18 protein-coding genes are annotated in these 18596 nt (G+C 43.7%); 3 read left to right on the plus strand and 15 right to left on the minus strand.

Going from position 1 to position 18596, the window contains the following annotated elements; translation table 11 throughout:
* Positions 1 to 77 precede the first annotated feature (77 nt).
* The 5 genes from ACFP56_RS18415 to ACFP56_RS18435 all read right to left on the minus strand — a co-directional run bounded on the left by ACFP56_RS18415 (position 78) and on the right by ACFP56_RS18435 (position 6854).
* Positions 78 to 1442 carry an ABC transporter substrate-binding protein gene (locus tag ACFP56_RS18415; RefSeq protein WP_379237318.1) on the minus strand — a complete coding sequence of 455 codons (1365 nt, stop codon included), beginning with the start codon at positions 1440 to 1442 and terminating at the stop codon, positions 78 to 80.
* A 118-nt stretch (positions 1443 to 1560) separates the two neighbouring features.
* A complete protein-coding gene (locus ACFP56_RS18420; RefSeq protein WP_379237320.1) occupies positions 1561 to 2400 on the minus strand; it encodes a carbohydrate ABC transporter permease in 840 nt (279 codons plus the stop codon).
* Between the two features lies 1 nt (position 2401).
* Complete coding sequence (locus tag ACFP56_RS18425; protein WP_379237776.1) at positions 2402 to 3316, minus strand: carbohydrate ABC transporter permease; 915 nt, start codon at positions 3314 to 3316, stop codon at positions 2402 to 2404.
* A 99-nt stretch (positions 3317 to 3415) separates the two neighbouring features.
* Complete coding sequence (locus tag ACFP56_RS18430) at positions 3416 to 5062, minus strand: response regulator (RefSeq protein ID WP_379237323.1); 1647 nt, start codon at positions 5060 to 5062, stop codon at positions 3416 to 3418.
* The gene (locus ACFP56_RS18435; RefSeq protein WP_379237325.1) at positions 5055 to 6854 is read right to left on the minus strand and encodes a sensor histidine kinase; all 1800 of its coding nucleotides are present in this window, start codon (positions 6852 to 6854) and stop codon (positions 5055 to 5057) included. Before ACFP56_RS18435 ends, ACFP56_RS18430 begins: the two co-directional genes overlap by 8 nt.
* A gap of 190 nt (positions 6855 to 7044) precedes the next feature.
* Here ACFP56_RS18435 and ACFP56_RS18440 point away from each other — a divergent pair, with 190 nt between their 5' ends.
* A complete protein-coding gene (locus tag ACFP56_RS18440) occupies positions 7045 to 7809 on the plus strand; it encodes a DUF975 family protein (RefSeq protein WP_379237327.1) in 765 nt (254 codons plus the stop codon).
* A 144-nt stretch (positions 7810 to 7953) separates the two neighbouring features.
* Here ACFP56_RS18440 and ACFP56_RS18445 read toward each other — a convergent pair whose 3' ends face one another.
* Positions 7954 to 8217 carry a YfhJ family protein gene (locus ACFP56_RS18445; protein ID WP_379237329.1) on the minus strand — a complete coding sequence of 88 codons (264 nt, stop codon included), beginning with the start codon at positions 8215 to 8217 and terminating at the stop codon, positions 7954 to 7956.
* 202 nt (positions 8218 to 8419) lie between these two features.
* Between ACFP56_RS18445 and ACFP56_RS18450 the strand changes: the two genes are divergently transcribed.
* Entirely contained in the window at positions 8420 to 9874 is a 1455-nt protein-coding gene (locus ACFP56_RS18450; RefSeq protein ID WP_379237331.1) for a SpoVR family protein, read from the plus strand.
* 198 nt (positions 9875 to 10072) lie between these two features.
* On the opposite strand, the gene ACFP56_RS18455 is transcribed toward ACFP56_RS18450, so the two are convergent.
* The 6 genes from ACFP56_RS18455 to ACFP56_RS18480 all read right to left on the minus strand — a co-directional run bounded on the left by ACFP56_RS18455 (position 10073) and on the right by ACFP56_RS18480 (position 14754).
* On the minus strand, positions 10073 to 11116 hold the full coding sequence (locus ACFP56_RS18455; RefSeq protein ID WP_379237333.1) for a stalk domain-containing protein: 1044 nt from the start codon (positions 11114 to 11116) through the stop codon (positions 10073 to 10075).
* 81 nt (positions 11117 to 11197) lie between these two features.
* Positions 11198 to 11926, minus strand: a complete 729-nt coding sequence (locus ACFP56_RS18460; protein WP_379237778.1) for an ABC transporter permease — start codon at positions 11924 to 11926, stop codon at positions 11198 to 11200.
* Positions 11926 to 12657, minus strand: coding sequence for an ABC transporter ATP-binding protein (locus ACFP56_RS18465; protein ID WP_379237335.1), 732 nt, complete (start codon positions 12655 to 12657; stop codon positions 11926 to 11928). Before ACFP56_RS18465 ends, ACFP56_RS18460 begins: the two co-directional genes overlap by 1 nt.
* 14 nt (positions 12658 to 12671) lie before the next feature.
* A complete protein-coding gene (locus ACFP56_RS18470; protein WP_379237337.1) occupies positions 12672 to 13112 on the minus strand; it encodes a helix-turn-helix domain-containing protein in 441 nt (146 codons plus the stop codon).
* Between the two features lie 270 nt (positions 13113 to 13382).
* Entirely contained in the window at positions 13383 to 14246 is an 864-nt protein-coding gene (locus tag ACFP56_RS18475; RefSeq protein ID WP_379237339.1) for an SDR family oxidoreductase, read from the minus strand.
* Between the two features lie 91 nt (positions 14247 to 14337).
* Positions 14338 to 14754: an Rrf2 family transcriptional regulator gene (locus ACFP56_RS18480; protein ID WP_379237341.1), complete on the minus strand. Its 417-nt coding sequence runs from the start codon at positions 14752 to 14754 to the stop codon at positions 14338 to 14340.
* A gap of 356 nt (positions 14755 to 15110) precedes the next feature.
* Here ACFP56_RS18480 and ACFP56_RS18485 point away from each other — a divergent pair, with 356 nt between their 5' ends.
* Entirely contained in the window at positions 15111 to 15902 is a 792-nt protein-coding gene (locus tag ACFP56_RS18485; RefSeq protein WP_379237343.1) for an IclR family transcriptional regulator, read from the plus strand.
* 110 nt (positions 15903 to 16012) lie between these two features.
* On the opposite strand, the gene ACFP56_RS18490 is transcribed toward ACFP56_RS18485, so the two are convergent.
* The 3 genes from ACFP56_RS18490 to ACFP56_RS18500 form a co-directional block, all read right to left on the minus strand.
* Positions 16013 to 17245, minus strand: coding sequence for a Zn-dependent hydrolase (locus ACFP56_RS18490; protein WP_379237780.1), 1233 nt, complete (start codon positions 17243 to 17245; stop codon positions 16013 to 16015).
* Positions 17235 to 17804, minus strand: coding sequence for an L-2-amino-thiazoline-4-carboxylic acid hydrolase (locus ACFP56_RS18495; RefSeq protein WP_379237345.1), 570 nt, complete (start codon positions 17802 to 17804; stop codon positions 17235 to 17237). Before ACFP56_RS18495 ends, ACFP56_RS18490 begins: the two co-directional genes overlap by 11 nt.
* A gap of 63 nt (positions 17805 to 17867) precedes the next feature.
* A complete protein-coding gene (locus ACFP56_RS18500) occupies positions 17868 to 18596 on the minus strand; it encodes an ABC transporter ATP-binding protein (protein ID WP_379237347.1) in 729 nt (242 codons plus the stop codon).

Here is an 18596-nt window from a genome sequence, read left to right on the forward strand (position 1 = left end):
TGATAATGGCGCTAAGCAAAGCAATCGGTAACCGATGCTTTGCTTAGCGCTTGCTGTTAAGTCAAGTCTAGTAATGGTTAATTTTGATTGATGTTGTTTGCAATAATCTCCTGAGCATCCTTGTAGAAGCTAGCTACAGCCTGCTCAACAGTTTTGCGTCCGAAGCCGATTTCCTGAATCGCTGTTTTAGTCATTTTTTCAAACTCTGCATTGCCTGGCAGATTATAGCTAATATTAAAAGGCTCGGTTTTCGTTGCTTCTGATACACGTGAAGTATAGTCATAGATGATCTTCTCTACACTGCCTGCTTGAGCTTCCAGCAGATCACGGTTTGCTGCTGTTACAGGAACACCGCGGTTGTTGCCAAGAATAAGAGCAGCATCCGGGTCATTAATGAAGAAAGAAATAAAGAGCGCAACTTCTTCAGGATGCTCCGTTTTCGCATAGCCAGAAATCCCTTGAGAAGATTCGAATACTACGCCAGTTCCCTTCGGTCCGCGAGGCAGCTGTACCATTAGCAGCTCATCTGTTGTTAAACTTTGCAGCGAAGTCAATTGATTCGAAGGTAGCAATGTCATTGCGACCTGACTTGTAACCATCAAGTTTTTCGCGATATCATCGTTTGGATTGGAGACGGCAAGCTCTGGCGTAACAACTCCTCCTTGGGCAGCCAGATCAGACCAGTAGTTGAACCATTGTAGAGCAATTGCTTCATCGAAGCCTATCTTCTGTTCAGCCATATCGAACAGCTGCTGTCCATGCTGCTTGAAGTAAATATCGAGTCCGTCATAGGTAAAATCATACGTACCATACACGCCATTTCCAAGCTTTTCGCTTATCTCAGTCGCAATTGCGGCATATTCCTCCCAATTCCAGCCATCTTGGGGAATAGGCATGCCTGCTTGCTCAAACATTGTTTTGTTAATTACGATCCCGCGAGCATTTGCCCCTGCTGAAATATGAACGAGCTCGCCATCAATCGTACCGTATTGAATCATTGCTTCATCCATGTCAGTCAGGTCAAGCTGATCCCCTACATAGTTATCTAACGGAAGAAGCACCTTTTTCAAAGCGTAGTCCACGACATTTCCACCTAGAAAGAAAATATCAGGCGCTGTTCCAGAGGCTAGCTGAGTGTTGATTTTATCCCAGTACCCTGAGGATGGAGCAAACTCTCCGATAATATCAATATGAGGGTATTTAGCTTCAAACAGGTCAATGACTTTATTCGTTATGTCTGCTCGTTCCTGATCGCCCCACCACATCATGCGCAGCTCTATGTTTTCAGGAGCGCCATCATTGTCGGTGCTGGAATTAGCGTTCGAAACATTTCCATTTGAAGATGATGAATTTGGTGAATTTGAATTTCCGTTACTGCTTGAACACGCAGCAATGAGTGACATAAGCAATACGATACTAACTAACAAGCTCCACTTTTTCATACTAAAGCTCCCCTTTAACTATGTTTTTTCTTCTCGTAAAAAGGATACCGCTTTCATACTTGGTTTTGAATTCTATAATTTCGGATAATGATCTATCATTTTTTCGGCTCATTTGTGCTTATTTGAATCCAGTTGTTGCAATCCCCTCTAGGAAATACTTCTGGAAAAACAAGAAAATGAGTGAGATTGGAATAAGCGATAACGCAGACATTGCCAGCAGCGCTCCCCAGTCAGAAGAACCTGATGGATCAAATAGCGCTCGAACGCCAAGCTGAACGGTAAACAGGTCAATTTTGCTGATATAGATCATTTGACTGAAGAAATCATCCCATGTCCAGATAAAGGTGAAGATTGCCGTTGTAATTAATGCAGGTACTAGCAGCGGGATCATCACGCGATAGTAGATGCCTTTCACATTACAGCCATCAATAATTGCACTTTCATCCAGCTCGCGCGGAATGCCACGAATAAACTGCACCATTAGCAGGATAAAGAAGGAATCTGTAGCCAGCCACTTCGGTACGATTAATGGAAAATACGTATTCAGCCAATTTAGTTCACTGAAAATAATGTATTGCGGAATTAACGTAACATGGTAAGGCAGCATAATGGTCACGATCATTAGCGTGAACCATAGCTTGCTAAGCGAAAACTTCAATCTTGCAAATGCGAAAGCCGCCAATGAGCACGTAATAATATTGCCGAGCACGCACAGGACGGAAATAAATGCGGAGTTAAGAAAGAACTTTCCGAATGCGGTACCTTGGAAACCCGCCCAGCCCTTGATGTAATTGTTGAACGTCCATTCCTTCGGCCATAATCCAGGCTCGCTAAAAATAAGATGGTTCGGCTTAAAGGAGCTGCTTACGAGCCATAGCACGGGATATAGCATAAACAAACCGAGAACGATAATGAATACATGACGCCATATATTCGAATGCACAATTGACTTCACCATATTATTTCCCTCCTTGATCGTCGCTGTAGAATACCCAGTACTTCTGCGTTGTAAAGACGATCGCTGTCAAGAAGCCAATGATTAAGAGCATAATCCATGCAAGCGCGGAAGCATAGCCCATATCAAAGAACGAGAAGCCCTTCAAGTACAGATACAAGGTATAGAACATCGTCGCGTCCAACGGTCCCCCCCTGCCATCGCCTATAACAAAGGCTGGTGTAAAGGCCTGGAAGGAGTTGATAATTCCCATCACAAGGTTGAAGAAGATTACAGGCGTTAGCAGCGGAAGTGTTATGTTGTAGAATTGACGAATTTTCCCTGCTCCGTCTATTGATGATGCTTCATAAAGCTCAGCAGGCACCTGCTTCAAGCCAGCAAGAAAGATGACCATCGCTGAGCCAAATTGCCAGATTGTCAGCGTAATAATGGTGTAAATGATATAGTCAGGATGAGAAATCCACGACGGACCTTTAATGCCAAACATGCCTAGAAAATCATTAACGACGCCATCTCCAGCAAATATTTGCCGCCATACGATCGCGATTGCAATGCTTCCGCCAAGAAGAGATGGCAAATAGTATACCGTGCGGTATATCCCCAATCCCCTCAAGCCCTTGTTCAAGATCATAGCAACAAGTAAGGCAAATATGAGCTTTAACGGCACAGAGAAAAATACATACTTAAAGGTGAGAAACAATGAATTTCGAAACGTTTCATCGTCCGTCAAGATCTTGACATAATTCCCTATGCCTATCCATGTCGGTGCATTGAGCAAATTATACTTAGTTAACGAAAAGTAAAGAGATGCAATCATTGGGCCAACGGTTAAGCAAAAAAAGCCTATCAGCCATGGTGTTAAAAACAAGTAGGCTGTTCGGTTATGCTCGCTGGCTAAGCTATTCCTAGTGCGTTTCATCTTCATCTGCGTTCCTCCTAGCGAAGTATATACCTCTATACTAAAAGGGAACGCAGAAAAGCTGAATTCTATTTTTTCGGTGTTTTGCTTTTGATTTTTTTAGATTGAACTATTATTGCTGTTTTGCAAGCGATATTCAGATGGTGCGATCTGAAAGCACTTTTTAAAGCGCGAGCTAAAATAGCTCGCGTTAGAAAAGCCTGTCAGCTCTGCAATATCGCTTAGTCCTAAATCTGTTGTTTCAAGCAGATGACAAGCTTGCTTCATACGCACATCTGACAAGTACTGGACGAAGGTTTTGCCGACCTTTGCCTTGAATAGCTCTGAAAAGTAGCTTGTATTATAGTTGAATTTTTCTGCGAGTGAAGGCAGTGAGATGTCATAGACGTAGTTCTGATCGATATATTGCAGCACCTCATGGAATATATCTTCACTGCTTTCCTGCTTCTTAGAGCCTTCCCGCTCCTGTAAGTACCGCTGAATATAAGAAAGCGCCTTGTCCACAGTCGTGAGCTTAAGCACTCGTTCAGGATTAAGCCAGATCGCGTCTGTAGGCGCAACTATCGTTTTGTGTTCCTGAAGCAAACGCTCGAGCGTAATGAGCACCTCGAACATTTGTCTTACAAAGTCTGTATTAGAGCGTGCAATCGCATCTGTTAATATTTTGCGAATGTATTGCAGCACGGAGTTCGGTTCATCCTTTTGCAGCAATCGCAGCAGCACCTCATCATCAAGCTTGCTAATTTGCCCATGCAGCACATTTGCCTGATGCAGCTCGCTATTGGACAGACTCCATTGCAGCAAAGCATCCATATACGCATGATACCACTGTGAAAACCCACAAACCTGTTTACTGATTCCAAGCACCAGTTCGAAGCCAAGATGCTGCTTAACCTCCTGTAGCATGGTTTCAATCATATGCTGCCGCTGGACTTGTCCATCACGACAAACGAGTGAGACCAGATTGGGGTAATTGCTGTCCTTGCATATTAATGCTTGCTCTGAATAATGCTCAACCAGCTCACGTGCAATCAATTCGAATGGCAGCTGAAACTGTTCAGCACTATGCTCCCCACTATGTGGTTTGCCTGCAACTGCATGGACAGCATTCCCTCCCTGCTGCTTGTTGCTCTCATCACTTGTTCCTGCTTCGTCTGTCATTAGCAAGTCATGCGAAGCTTTTAATCCAAATGTTACGACTTGTATCTTATCGGAATCCCACTCCTCCATTGCGATAAGTGGTGCCTTATTCAAAATAATTGGGGACAGGTCGCCCTTCAGCATATGAAGCGCAAAGTTTTCTCTTATCTCCATATACCAGCGCTGCTGTCGTCTGCTGGATTCAAGTGACGATATTCGTTCATGGCGCTCCTTCATAATAATATCCTTCAGCTGCAGAATGACTTGCTCCAGCTCATCCGGCATAACAGGCTTAAGCAAATACTCAATTGCACGGTGGCGAATTGCTGCCTTCGTATATTCAAAATCATCGTATCCCGTTAATACGATTGATTTAATAGATGGGTAATGCTGCTGTATATGGGAGAGCAGCGCAACGCCGTCCATAATTGGCATATTCATATCGGTAATGACAATATCAAAGGGCTGCTCTTCAAGCTTTTCAATCGCATCCGCTCCATGTATCGCTTCAGCAGCGATTTCGAATCCGAGCTGCTGCCAGTTGACTTTCAAGTGCAGTCCTTTACGAATTTCCAGCTCGTCATCCACAAGCAACACTTTAATCATGCTGTTCGTCCTCCTTTATCGGCACATACAAGCTTACTTCGGCTCCGCCAAATCGACTTGTCCCAATTTCGTAATAAAAGGCGTCTCCATATACGGCGTAGCATCGCAGTAAAACATTATGAAGACCGATTTGACGCTCCTTATCCTCATATTGCTGCGTTTGCATTTGCTTCATAATTTGATGGGTCAATTGATATTTCTGATCTGGTGTAAAGCCAGGTCCATTGTCACTAATCGAGATATGAAGATGATGCTCGCTGCGCGCAAGATCAATCGTGACCATAATCTGATCCCTATGCTGAGAACTGTATTGCACAGCATTTTCAATAATAGGCTGCATGATGAATTTAATAATGCGCAGATCTGCTATACCGTCTTCTATGTTTAATTCGATCGTTGAACGATTCTGATAACGAACACGAATGATATCCAAATAATGATTAATGTATCGCAGCTCCTCTCGCACATAGACAAACTCGTCGCTAATCTTTAAGGAATAACGCATCATATGTCCGAGTGAGAGTATCATATTTGAGGTTTCCTTGCCGCGATTTTGCAGAGCCAGGCTGCTGATCATTTCGAGCGTATTAAATAAAAAATGTGGGTTGATCTGCGTAATGAGTGCCTTGTATTCTGCCTTTTGCTTGAGCAGCGTCAGCTGGTATTCCTTAGATATATATTGCCGCAGCTGAGAGATCATGTTTTTGAACACATCGATAACAAAGGCAATCTCCGTTGTGCTTGACGTTTCATGTGCCATCCGATTTTCCGCTTGGTTAAAATCGCCGCGCTTCATATGCCTCATCGCTGCAACGAGCGAATTGAGCGGCTTCAGAATACCGTGTGAAAAGACAAGCGTTACAATGATGGAAACGAGAAGTAGAATCGATACGATAACAAATACCGTTTTTCTTAGCTTGTAGAGCTCTGAGTAAAGGTCCTTCTCGCTTACAATACCGACAAGCATCCACTTCGTCTTCGCCAATCGCTTGTAAACAATCATCTCCGTTTCACCGTCTTCATTTGTACGAAACAAGCGACCTTCACTTGCCTTAACCGACTTCAGCTCATCCAGATATGCATATCGATGTGCTTCAATTGTTTCCTTCTGACCTGATAGGAGCATTTGTCCGTTACGATCGATTAAGTAAATCTCTCCTGTTTCGCCGAGATGCAACCGTTCAAGCGGCTCCAGAAAATAAGATTCAGTTACACTTACCTTTAGAAGTGAATCAGCACCAGCTGGATTATAGGTGTCTAGCGGCATCGTCATACTAACCATCAAGTTGGTATTGCCCTTAACTAGCTCCACCCTATCATAGCTGGAAGGGATCCAGTATCGCTCCTGCGTCGTAATATCCACATACCACGGCTCGTCCGTAAAGCTATCATTGCGATTCATATAATTTTCACCACTGATCCATAGATTGGGCAGTCGATACACCGTCATATTGGCTAGTGGTGTGTAGCTGTTCGTCACCTGCGTCAAATACTCGCTCAACTCAATATTGGCAAGCATCTTCGCTCCACCTGTCGAATTTTCATCAAGATGAACCCGATCCCAGTTGTACAGCACATCACTGTTATAAACAAGCGAGGCTGAATCATATACCTGATTTTGCAGCAGCTCCACATAGGTCGCGTACTCCTGCATTTTCTCAAGTGCAGATTCTTCAATATAGCTGCTAATAATCGTTTTAGAGGAATTGAATAGAATGAACGCCATAACACTAAAGGACGCGACAATAAGAAAGATAAAAGTCACCAATAACTTGAATTTGAGGGATTTCATCGCCACAGCTCCTTATTCGAAACATTGTGTATACATAAAAGTAACATAGAGTAAAGCGCTTGCAAACTAGAAATGTAATGCTCATATAAATAAGCTATATCGAACCAGGGAGGTATTAAATGATCATTCCACTATATATTTAATGTGGCATATGTTGTAAAATTAGTTTCGGATGAAGGAGGAGATTAGTATGTGGACTCGTGCAGGGCTAAAGCAAAGAGCTAAAAATGTGCTAAGCACATCGTATTGGAAGGCATTTTTAGTTAGTATCATTCTGATGATCGTTGGAGGGGGTTATAGTCCGCCATCTTTCAACTATAATTATAACTCGACTCATAATTCCTATACAGGCAATGGTAGTGAGTCGTTTGGAGATTTCTTTGCTGTATTTCTCGGTATATTTATCGTTGCTTTTTTGGTAATCCTTGCTGTTACTCTGGCATTTCGAATTTTTCTTGGCTTTCCGCTAGAGGTCGGGTCAATGAAATACTTTAAGAGGGCTGCAGAGTATGAGGTTAATCTTAATCATTTAGGATATGGATTCAACAGGAATAGGTATTGGGATATTGTAAAGGCAATGTTTTGGAAAGGACTGCTTAATTTCTTATGGTATCTGCTTTTAATCATTCCGGGGATTATAAAGTATTATGCCTACAGCATGGTCCCGTTCATTTTGGCAGATAATCCGAATATAGGCTCCAAGCGTGCTGTGGAATTAAGCAATCAGATGACACGCGGACACAAATTCAATATTTTTGTGCTGGATCTAAGCTTTTTAGGCTGGATTCTATTAGGAACGCTCGCATGCTTTGTTGGCGTAATTTTCGTTGCGCCGTATATCAATGCTACGAAAGCCGAGCTCTACCTGGCTTTACGCCACGAAGCCTTACTTAAAGGAGAAACTTCGCTAGAGGAATTAAAATTAGCGCCACCACCGCCTATGCACTATACATAGACCGTTTATATTTCAATATACAATCTGCATTCATATAGTTATATAAATCAAGCATACGAGTGTCATTCATTGACGATCGTATGCTTGATTTGTTTTATGTTCAATTATTTAATCTTCCAATCATGCTGAAAGTGTTTTTTTCATTTATTCCTCGATCGGATCACTTAGCAAATCCGCATACTTCTTATTTTTTGCAATAAAAAGATGCAGCTTATCTCCGTAGCTAATTATTAATTGGCGAATTAGATTCTCGGTATAATCTGCGCCCTGAAAGGTATAACCAGCCTTGGCAGAGGTTGCTTCGTAATCACTCCATAATAGCTCTACCCACAACATGGCCTTCTCCTCTGACAGCTCTGGATTTTTCTCCATTAACAACTCCGTTAAACGTTTTATATTGTCTATCATCGTATACGCTCCTCGATTCGCATTCTATTGTATAGGCATTCATATAAAGGTCCATCATACTAAACTTTTAATGAATTTCCAAGTCACATTCGCACAAGCATGATGATGTAAGATCCACATATGCAACCTGATCCCCTACCTCATAACTTCCTTTATCCACTCATACATTAAAAGTAAGATAATCGGATAAGGAGGCTTCGCTATGGCAGCAGACGATATGAAGCAGCTGGAACGGGCTATTGCCGAGATTACAGAGGTTGCGCAGGGCTTTGGGCTGGATTTTTATGAAATGCGCTACGAAATCTGCCCTGCTGATATTATTTACACGTTCGGTGCTTACGGCATGCCGACGCGGTTTAGTCATTGGAGCTTCGGAAAAACCTTTCATAAGATGAAGATGCAATACGACTTTGGCTTAAGCAAAATCTACGAGCTCGTTATTAATTCCAATCCATGTTATGCGTTTTTGCTGGAAGGCAACTCGCTGATTCAAAATAAGCTCATTGTCGCGCACGTGCTGGCGCATTGCGACTTTTTCAAAAACAATGTGCGTTTTAGTCTCACGAACCGAGATATGGTCGAGAGCATGTCAGCGACCGCAGATCGTATTCATCAGTACGAAATGATTCATGGTACAGATACCGTCGAGAAATTTATCGATGCGATTCTTGCTATTCAAGAGCATGTTGATCCTACCATTATTAAGCCGTATCAGATGGATAAAAAACGATATATCGAAATGGCAACTCGCGAGAAGGAGCGTACGCCGCTGCAGCAGGAAATACCTTCTCCGTATGAGGAGCTATGGGCGCTTGATGAGGAAGCCAAGCAGGCTGAACGAGCAAAACGTGAGAAAGCACTGCAAGAAGCTAAGCGCTTCCCACCTCGCCCTGAAAAGGATCTTGTTTGGTTTATCGAGGAATACTCCCCCATCCTGGAGGATTGGCAGCGCGATATTCTAACGATGCTGCGGGATGAGATGCTCTACTTCTGGCCTCAGATCGAGACGAAGATCATGAACGAAGGCTGGGCTTCGTATTGGCATCAGCGGATTATTCGCGAGATGAATCTAACGAGCGAGGAAACAATCGAATTTGCCAAGCTGAACAGCTCTGTTGTCGTGCCATCTCGCCATAGCTTGAACCCTTATTATCTAGGCTTGAAAATTTTCGAGGATATCGAGAAGCGCTGGGATAACCCGACAGAGGAAGAACAGCGACGCTTTGGACGCAAGCCGGGTAAAGGACGGGAGAAAATGTTTGAGGTGCGTGAGCTCGATTCGGATCAATCTTTCCTGCGCAATTACTTAACGAAGCAGCTTGTTGATGAGCTCGATCTATATATCTTCGAGAAAAAAGGACCTGAATGGAAGGTTACAGATAAGTCGTGGGAAAACATTCGCGACCAGCTTGTATACTCGAAGGTCAATGGAGGCTTTCCTACCTTGCAGGTTGTTGACGGTAATTATTTGGGCAATGGCGAGCTGTATATCGAGCATCAATTTGAAGGCGATGAGCTGGATCTCAAATACGTGGAGCGTACGCTGCCGCATGTGCAAAGCCTATGGGGCAAAACGGTTCACCTGCAAACGGTAGTCGAAGGGAAGAAGATACTGTTTACTACGAGCAGTACAAAGACGACGAGGAAGTTTTTGTAGTGAATTTAAATTGCACTTCCATTTGTTGAATTTATCCGCCAAACAATTGGAGGTGCAACTTTTTTCGATTTATGTTAATATCGTAACACAGTAAATACTGAATCGAAACCTCAGTCAAAAACAATATACATAGACTTAAGAATATAACAAAAAAGCTCAACGTCATTAGCGACGTTGAGCCCCATTTGTATCAATACATTATTCACCCTGATAAACAACTTTCCATGCATGACCGATTGGAGGCAGGCTTTTTGTTAGTTCCGGACCATAATAAGCTAGCACCTTAGCACCCTGAACCAATTCATTGGCGTCAATGCTATTCCCTTCTACATCTACAATGACCGTATCGGCGCTAATTCTTAGAATGACTTCTTCTTGGGATACTTCACTCATCCCCATCCCTTTAACCACGATACTTTTATTGCCCTTATCATCCTCGCGAACCTCTTCAATTAAACCAGAAGTTCCTAGCATGTTCGCTTCATCAGCTGCTTCTAACACTGTAATTTCATAGGCATAGGTTTGTCCCGGTAAGCTCATCGTCATTGCCAGGCTATGCTTCACTTCGATTCTCATTCCTAAAGCAAGGTCATTAAAATCTACTTGCTCACCAGCACTATTCTTAATCACTGTTTTCTCATCGATATTCAGGATCGTGCCATCAATACCTGTTCCATTAATTTGAACGGATTTATACTTGTCATCGTTACGGATGCTCGTAATGACACCTTGCTGAGTCTCCATCTTTACATCCTCGTTTGTTGTTGTCGATATGTTCACTTGATTGCCTGCAGTTACGACTTGGCTGTGTAGTATTTCTTCAAAAAATACCGCTGGAACATATAACTTATTGGTCATTTTAACCGGGGAAGCACCTAGCGTAACATGCATTCTATTGTTAGTGTATTGGTCGACGTCAGTTTTGACTAAAGTCCAAATATTGGAGCCCTCCAAGGACACCTCTGCCGTTTGCTCAGCTTGATTCCATACCACGTTAAAGCCTAGCGCCTCTGATATTTCACGAAGTGGCACCATAACATGTTCGTCTTTATTCAAAAAACCCGGCGTTGTTATCACCTGGTCATTCACGAGCACGTTGTACGGACCAGTGATCACCTCTTGATCAGTAATCGGAGCGGATATCACTACTGCTTGCTCACTTGCATCTGCACTTACAACTGTTCCAGATGCCACCATTGAAGCGATTACTACCATTGCTGCATGTTTTGTTAGCTTATTCATATGTATGCCTCCTATTATGTCTGTTCACTTCATCATTATAAACGCCATTATAGGAGATAATGTTGCACGAACAAGCTAATCTTAAACCTTCATCTTCTTTCTAAACAATGACACGGCAATGATCACAATAACGACACCATACCCAAGCACCCACCAAATATGCGGAAACATTTCACTATATTCGCCTGCTGCAGCTGCCTTCCCCATATCAACAGCGTGAACAAATGGCAAGCTATAGGCTATCGTCTCAAATGCACCGCCAACAAGCTTCAAGTCAAACCAAATCCCGGACAACCACGCGGACAAATTCGTCAGCAGTGCACCACATACGGCTGAAGCAGCCTTTTCACTTAGCAACGTTCCGCATAGAAGACCAACTCCGATAAAGATTAATGATGCCGGAATAAGCATAAGGAGTGCAACAACTATCGCTACAGTAAGCTTCATCCCTAACAACAGCGCGACCGCATAACATACGATGCCTTGTGCAAGTGCAATCGGCAAAAGCGGCAGAGCATAGCCAAGTATATAATCCGATGCCTTCATCGGTGTTGTAAACAATCTTGTAAGAAATGAGCTCATTCGATCCTTCGCAATAAGCTGAGCAGAAAACAGGGACATGAACGAAAGCCCAAATATTGCAATACCGGGTGTCAATAGCTCAATATTGAACAGATCATTCGGAACATTGCGATTAATCGCAGACAGCAATAGCAGTAAAACGACCGGGAAGCCAACACCAAACACAATCGCCAGCGGATCACGAACAATTTCTTTGGCGGTACGAGAGCTGAATAAGATAGCCTTCATCACTGATCACCATCCTTTACCAGCTTAACAAATGCGTCCTCAAATGTTGTCATTCCTGCCTGCTCCTTTAATTGCGTCACAGTACCCGAAGCTTTAATCTGACCATCCTTCATGATGCATATTCGATCAGACAAGCTTTCCGCTTCCTCTAGATAATGCGTTGTTAATATGATTGTTGTTGTTTCCTTCAGCTTTTCGATTACTGCCCATAGCTCTCTTCTAGCAAGCACGTCTAACCCTAATGTCGGCTCATCCAAAAACAGCACCTTCGGATCGCTGATTAATGCCATCGCGATGCTTAACTTCCGCTTCCAGCCTCCAGACAACGTCTTGCTCCTTTGCTTCTCATAGGGCTTCAATGAAAACTGCTTGATCATTCGATCTGTTTTCTGCTTGATTGTCCGCTTGTCAAAGCCATATAGACCAGCTAGCAGCTCCAGATTTTCACGAACGGTTAAATTAGGAGCAACTGCCGTTTCCTGCGGCGACACGGCAATAAGTTTTTTCACCTGATCCGGCTCTGCAACAATACTTTTTCCAAGCAGCAACGCATCTCCACCCGTAGGGCTCGTGACACAGGACAACATATTAATCAGCGTCGTTTTACCTGCTCCATTCATGCCAAGCAAAGCAATAAGCTCGCCATCAGCTATTGTGAATGATACGTTATTGACGGCTTGTTTCGTCTCATAATGCTTCGATAATTCTTTAATTTCAATGGATGTTTTCATTAAATTTCTCCTTATTAACCTGAATCATCATCAAGCGGTGTTTTCACCAACGTGAAAAAGTTTGACATTTGCTCCTCGGGTACGATGGCCAGCCCTCTTTCTTCATCTCCAACAATAATAAGCGTATCGCCAGCATTCAGCCGAAATACATCACGTGCTTTTTTAGGGATCACGATTTGTCCACGCTCACCCATTTTTACAGTACCGAAAAAATGCTTGCCTTTAGGAGGCAATCCAATGCCAAGCTCTGAATCATCAAAATTCACCAAGTTATCCAGTGTTACCTGGAATAGCTTTGCCAAGGCGGTACAGCTCGATATGTCTGGAATGGACTCACCCTTTTCCCACTTCGCTACAGCTTGCCTGGACACATTAACATGCTCCGCAACTTGCTCTTGTGTAAGCTGATGCCTGATTCGCAAATGCTTTATGTTATCGCCAATCATATTTTTCATACCTCCTGATTTCATTATTGTTTATCTGTTAATAATCGTCTATCAATTAAACATTACAGCGGTGTTACGTTTAGTTGCGTGTTCATCCATTTTAATGCTAATTTCCAGCTCGAACAATCATAATGCAGCCTATTACAGCAATTTAATGCGCTGTATCCTGAATTCGTTCTGTTACATTCCATTGCATCGCCCATGCTCGGTGCACAGCAAAAACCCCTTACTTCACACAATGTGAAATAAGGGGCTGATTTATATTCTATAGCTACAGGTTTAAGAAATGCTACTTACAAGCTGGCTTATTGCTTCACGAATTGGTACGAGTGGACGACCGAGCAGCTTTTCAAAATCGTTGCTCTCCACATCCAGCGTACCTTCTCTAATGCCTTTTTGAATCTCCAGCAGGAATGGAACAACGAATTCCGGAACTCCTGCTTGCTTCATTATATCAGCATACGCCTGATCATCTACCTGTTGAACCGCTACTTGTCTTCCTAATACATCACTAAGCGCAGCTACAAATTGTTCTTGGGTCAAAGGCTGCCCAGACAGCTCATAGATCGTATTGTCATGACCATCACCAGTGAGAACCGCTGCTGCTGCCTCTGCATAGTCCTGTTGCAATGCCCAGCCTACTCTGCCATTTCCAGCAGATGTTACCCATGGCGCACCTGCAAGCACACCTTGAATGCTTGAAATTTCATTTTCCAAATACCAATTGTTGCGCAAAAAGGAGTATGGAATTCCCGTTTTTACAATTGCTTCTTCAGTCGCGCGATGAGTTGGTGCTAAAAAAATTTGACTGTCTGAGGCATTGGCAAGGCTCGTATATGCAATAAACTTCACGCCAGCTCGTTTGGCTGCTTCAACTGCATGACCATGCTGACGGATACGTGTCTCATTATCGCCATCGGCAGAGATTAACAGCAAACGGTCTACATCAGCAAAAGCTGCATCTAATGTTTCGGGGTGATCGAAATCTCCTTGACGAATCTCGACGCCTCTTGCTTGTAAGCCTTCAGCTTTTTCTGGGTTACGCACACTAACTGCTAACTGATTTGCAGGTACTGTCTTTAATAAGGTTTCGACGACTTTTGACCCTAATTTCCCTGTAGCGCCTGTTACTAATAATTTCATTCTTATTCCCTCCATATAGTTGTAATCGCTCTTGTTATAACAATTCCAGTTACAACGAGGCTATATAAAAAAGCTCATACATGACGAGCTTTTATACAAATTTTTCAAGAAGCTGCTCCAGTGTTGTCTGTTCAAGCCTCTGTTCCATCGCCCGCTGCGCTTCCTGCAGCTCATGCTGAAGGGCTTGTTCAATATTGCGCCCAACAATACATGCAATATTAGAATCCTCGTGCACGCGAAACAATTGGTTTTCCGCTGTCACATGAACAGCTCGATATATATGCAGCAATGTGATTTCACTTGGCGATTTTCGTAAAGTAGCTCCGCCTACACCCGCTCGAACGTCCACTAAACCAGCCTTTTTTAGCATCCCAATAATGCGTCGAATCACGACCGGATTCGTATTAACACTGCCTGCTATATAATCCCCTGTACATTCATTCGGCGTTACCGCGATAAGGCTGAGCGTGTGAATTGCGATTGAAAAGCGTGTACTGATCTGCTTCATGTGTATCACCACCGTTGTAACAATTATAGTTACAACATTTCAATTTGTCAAACATTAATCATGCTTGTCCAGCAACTTTTGCTTATTAACTTTTCCACTCCACCTACATAGTCGAACGTACCGCAGCCATCTAGGCTAGGACCACTTGCCCAGCTTCCTGTGTATGCGACAATCCGTGACATTGACCCATTTTTTTTCAAAAATCGTAATGTTATTTTGAAAAGTATACTGCATTTATATGATTAATAGGAATAAATTCGTTATAATAGAGGACAGACAGACGCCTGTTAGTTTTGATTACAGGAATACATTAACGATGATACGCAATGCTGGAATTCAAGCTGGAGGTTATAGTATTGAATAACAAAAATCCTCGCATGATTCAATCCGTTCAAAGAGCGTTAGACATTATTAACTGTTTCGACTCGCTGCACACACAGCTGTCACTTACAGAGATTAGTGAAAAATTAAAACTGAATATTAGTACTGTTCATGGATTAATCAACACATTAAGTGCTTATTCCTACATTGTTAAAAATCCAAACAATGGAAAATACCGTTTAGGACTTGAATTTATTCTTAAAGCGAATCTAGTTACACAGAGCCTTGATCTAAAGGAAATTGGACATAGCCATCTGATGAAGCTAACGACAACTCACAACGAAACCTCCCATCTCTATGTCTATCAGCAGGAGCAAATCTTCTGTGTTGATAAAGTAGAATCTCCAAACAACTACTTTATTATTAGCTCCAGAGCAGGCAGCAAGCTTCCGATGCATGCCTCTGCTTCTGGCAAAGTGTTTCTGGCTCATATGTCAGCTAGTGAGCTGAACTACTTTTTACAGGACTATACGTTCCTGCCCTTAACAGAAAAAACCATTACATCTGTTGAAGAATTGACTGCTCATATACAGCTCATTGTACGAAATGGGTACGGCGTTGAAAATGAGGAAATCGAGGAAAATGCATACAGCTTGGCTGCTCCAATTATGGATGCGCAAGGAAAGGTAGTCGCTACGATAAGTCTAATCGGCTCCATCAACCGAATGAAGGAAAAGGAAAACGATATATTAGAGGATCTGCTTGAGGCTGCACATGAAATCTCATCACAGCTCGGCTACAAATTAAAGCAATCCAATGCCCTATAACAAGAAAAGCTAGCTGCGTAAGAGGAGCTTGGGGCTGACCCCTTCCTTCTTACACAGCTAGCTTTTTCAATTATAAGCATTCTTCTGAGCGCAAAGCATTTCAAAGCCAATTACGATCTCTCTGCTAATTGCAGCAGTGTATGATACAGGATGCTTGTACCTGCCTCACAGTCCTCTTGACTGCTCCACTCCTTCGGATTATGACTGATGCCATCCTTCGAGCGTACAAAAATCATACCGACTGGACATAAACTGTGGAACTGCATGCCATCATGCCCAGCACCACTTACAAGCAACGGCAGTTTCGTTCCGGTCAACTGAGCAGCCTGCTCAATTGCCTGCATCACGATTGCAGAGCTCGGCACAGGCGGAACACGCTGCAAGAGCTCGATCTTGTATTCGATCTGCTGCTCCTTGCAAACCTGCTCCGTAAAGCTGCGGATACGCTGCTCCAGCCTATCGCGCTCCGCTTGATCAATATCACGCAGATCAAGGGAAAATTGCACCTCTCCAGGAATGATATTGACGCCACCAGGCAATACCTTCAGCTTTCCTACTGTTGCAACGGCATGCTTGAACTGTCGAGTTTCGCGATAAATAAAATCGAAGATAGACGTAGCCGCCTGCAGTGGATCTCTTCTCATATTCATCGGCGTAGCGCCAGCATGACCGGCTTCACCGAGAAGTGTGAACTGAAGCCATAACGGACCAGCGATTCCTGTAACGAGTCCGACTGGCTGATCAAGCTGCTCCAGCACCTTGCCCTGTTCGATGTGCAGCTCCACATATGCCTTAATGTCCTCGGGCTTTCTTGCAGCAAGCTCGATCTGCTTCGGATCAAGTCCAGCCTGCCTCATTGCCTCAGCAATTGATATCCCCTGCTCATCCTGGTAGGTTAAGTCCTCCTGCTTGAGCGTTCCGGCCAATGCACGACTTCCAATCATGCCGAACCCGAAACGTGAGCCTTCTTCATCTGAGAACGCAATGACCTCAATCGTATGCTTCGGCTGAATGCCCTGCTCATGCATCGACTGCACAGCTTCGATTGCCGACAGCACGCCTAGCGCACCATCGAATTTACCGCCTTGCGCGACAGTATCAATATGAGAGCCAGTTACGACTACAGGAGCGGATGGCTCCTGTCCCTCGTAGGAGCCAATCAAGTTGCCTGCCGCATCCTCGCGAACGATCATGCCCGCTTCTATCATATAACGTGAAACCTGTGCCTTTGCTTGACGCTCCAGCTCGGAGAAAGAGAAGCGCGTGATACCGCCGCTTTCATCCTCGCCGATCCTGCCAAGCTCCATCACTCTTGCCCACAAGCGTTCTCCATTAACGGTCATTGCTTGCATCACCAGCCTGCTTGCTTGCGTCAGCCAGTGCTTGATCTTGCTGCTCCTGCTCTGCTTTTTGCTTCATTTGGAATCGGAAATGGCAAGAGCCATCCTTCACCAAATATTTATCATGAACGACTTCAAAGTTTGGATTGTAGCCACGTGCGATAGAAGGGTCGATCATTTGGCAGTACAGAATACCATAGTCCTCCATTCCATCTGCTTTCCATGTATCACCGAACGGGCAGCGTGTGAAGGTTTGCTCAATTTCATTCGGTACGTACTCCGTCTCATATTCAAACAAGTCACTGCGTCCCATATCATAGTTTGGCAAATAATTCATAATATCATTCGGCTGACCATTTGCCGCCGCACGACGTGCAATATCACGACCACGCTCTTCACCAAATGTGCGTACACCCTCGCGAATGGCGTCAGCACCTTCTTCGCCGAATTTATCAACAACTGATTTGCTCAAATGCGCAAACAGCTTTGCCATAATTGTATACGGAGATGCCGGTTCCAAACTTTCATCGTGTTTAATTTTTTGTTCTTCTTGGTTAGCCATCTTTATCTCTCCCTTTTGGATAAATTGAGCACTTTCAGCGTTAAGCTTTCGCTTTTAATTAGCTTACGTGCTGATGCCCAGGTATACAGATTTCACTATATCGTTATTGCGTAAATTCTCCGCTCGATCCTCAACAACAATCGATCCTGTTTCCATTACATAGCCGCGATCCGCAGCTGAAAGCGCCATATTCGCATTTTGCTCCACGAGCAGGATCGAAACGCCATCCTTATTGATTGTTTTAATCGCTTGGAAGATTTCCTTCACGATAATCGGAGCCAGTCCCATTGAAGGCTCATCCAACAGCAATAGCTTCGGCCTTGCCATCAAGGCTCTTGCAATTGCGAGCATCTGCTGCTCGCCACCGCTCATCGTTCCTGCGAGCTGCTTTTTACGTTCTGCAAGTCTAGGAAACAGCTGAAACATGCTTTGCAGATCTTGTGCAATATTTTTTTTATCCTTGCGCACATAAGACCCTAGCATCATATTTTCCATGACCGTCAGATCTCCGAGCACACCGCGGCCTTCTGGAACCTGCGAGATGCCTGCCGCAACAATTTTATGCGGCTCCAGCTTTGTAATGTCTTTGCCTTCAAATTTAATGACGCCCTGATTATGCTTGTGCAGCCCTGATATGCTGTGCAGCGTTGACGTTTTGCCTGAGCCATTCGTACCAATTAATGCGACAATCTCTCCCTGCTTCACGTGCAGTGAAATTCCTTTTACAGCTTTAATCGCATCGTACGATACTGCCAGCTGCTCGATTTCCAATATGGATTGACTATGTGTCAT

The sequence above is a fragment of the Paenibacillus septentrionalis genome (assembly GCF_042659865.1).
In the GTDB taxonomy this organism is placed as follows: Bacteria; Bacillota; Bacilli; order Paenibacillales; family Paenibacillaceae; genus Pristimantibacillus; species Pristimantibacillus septentrionalis.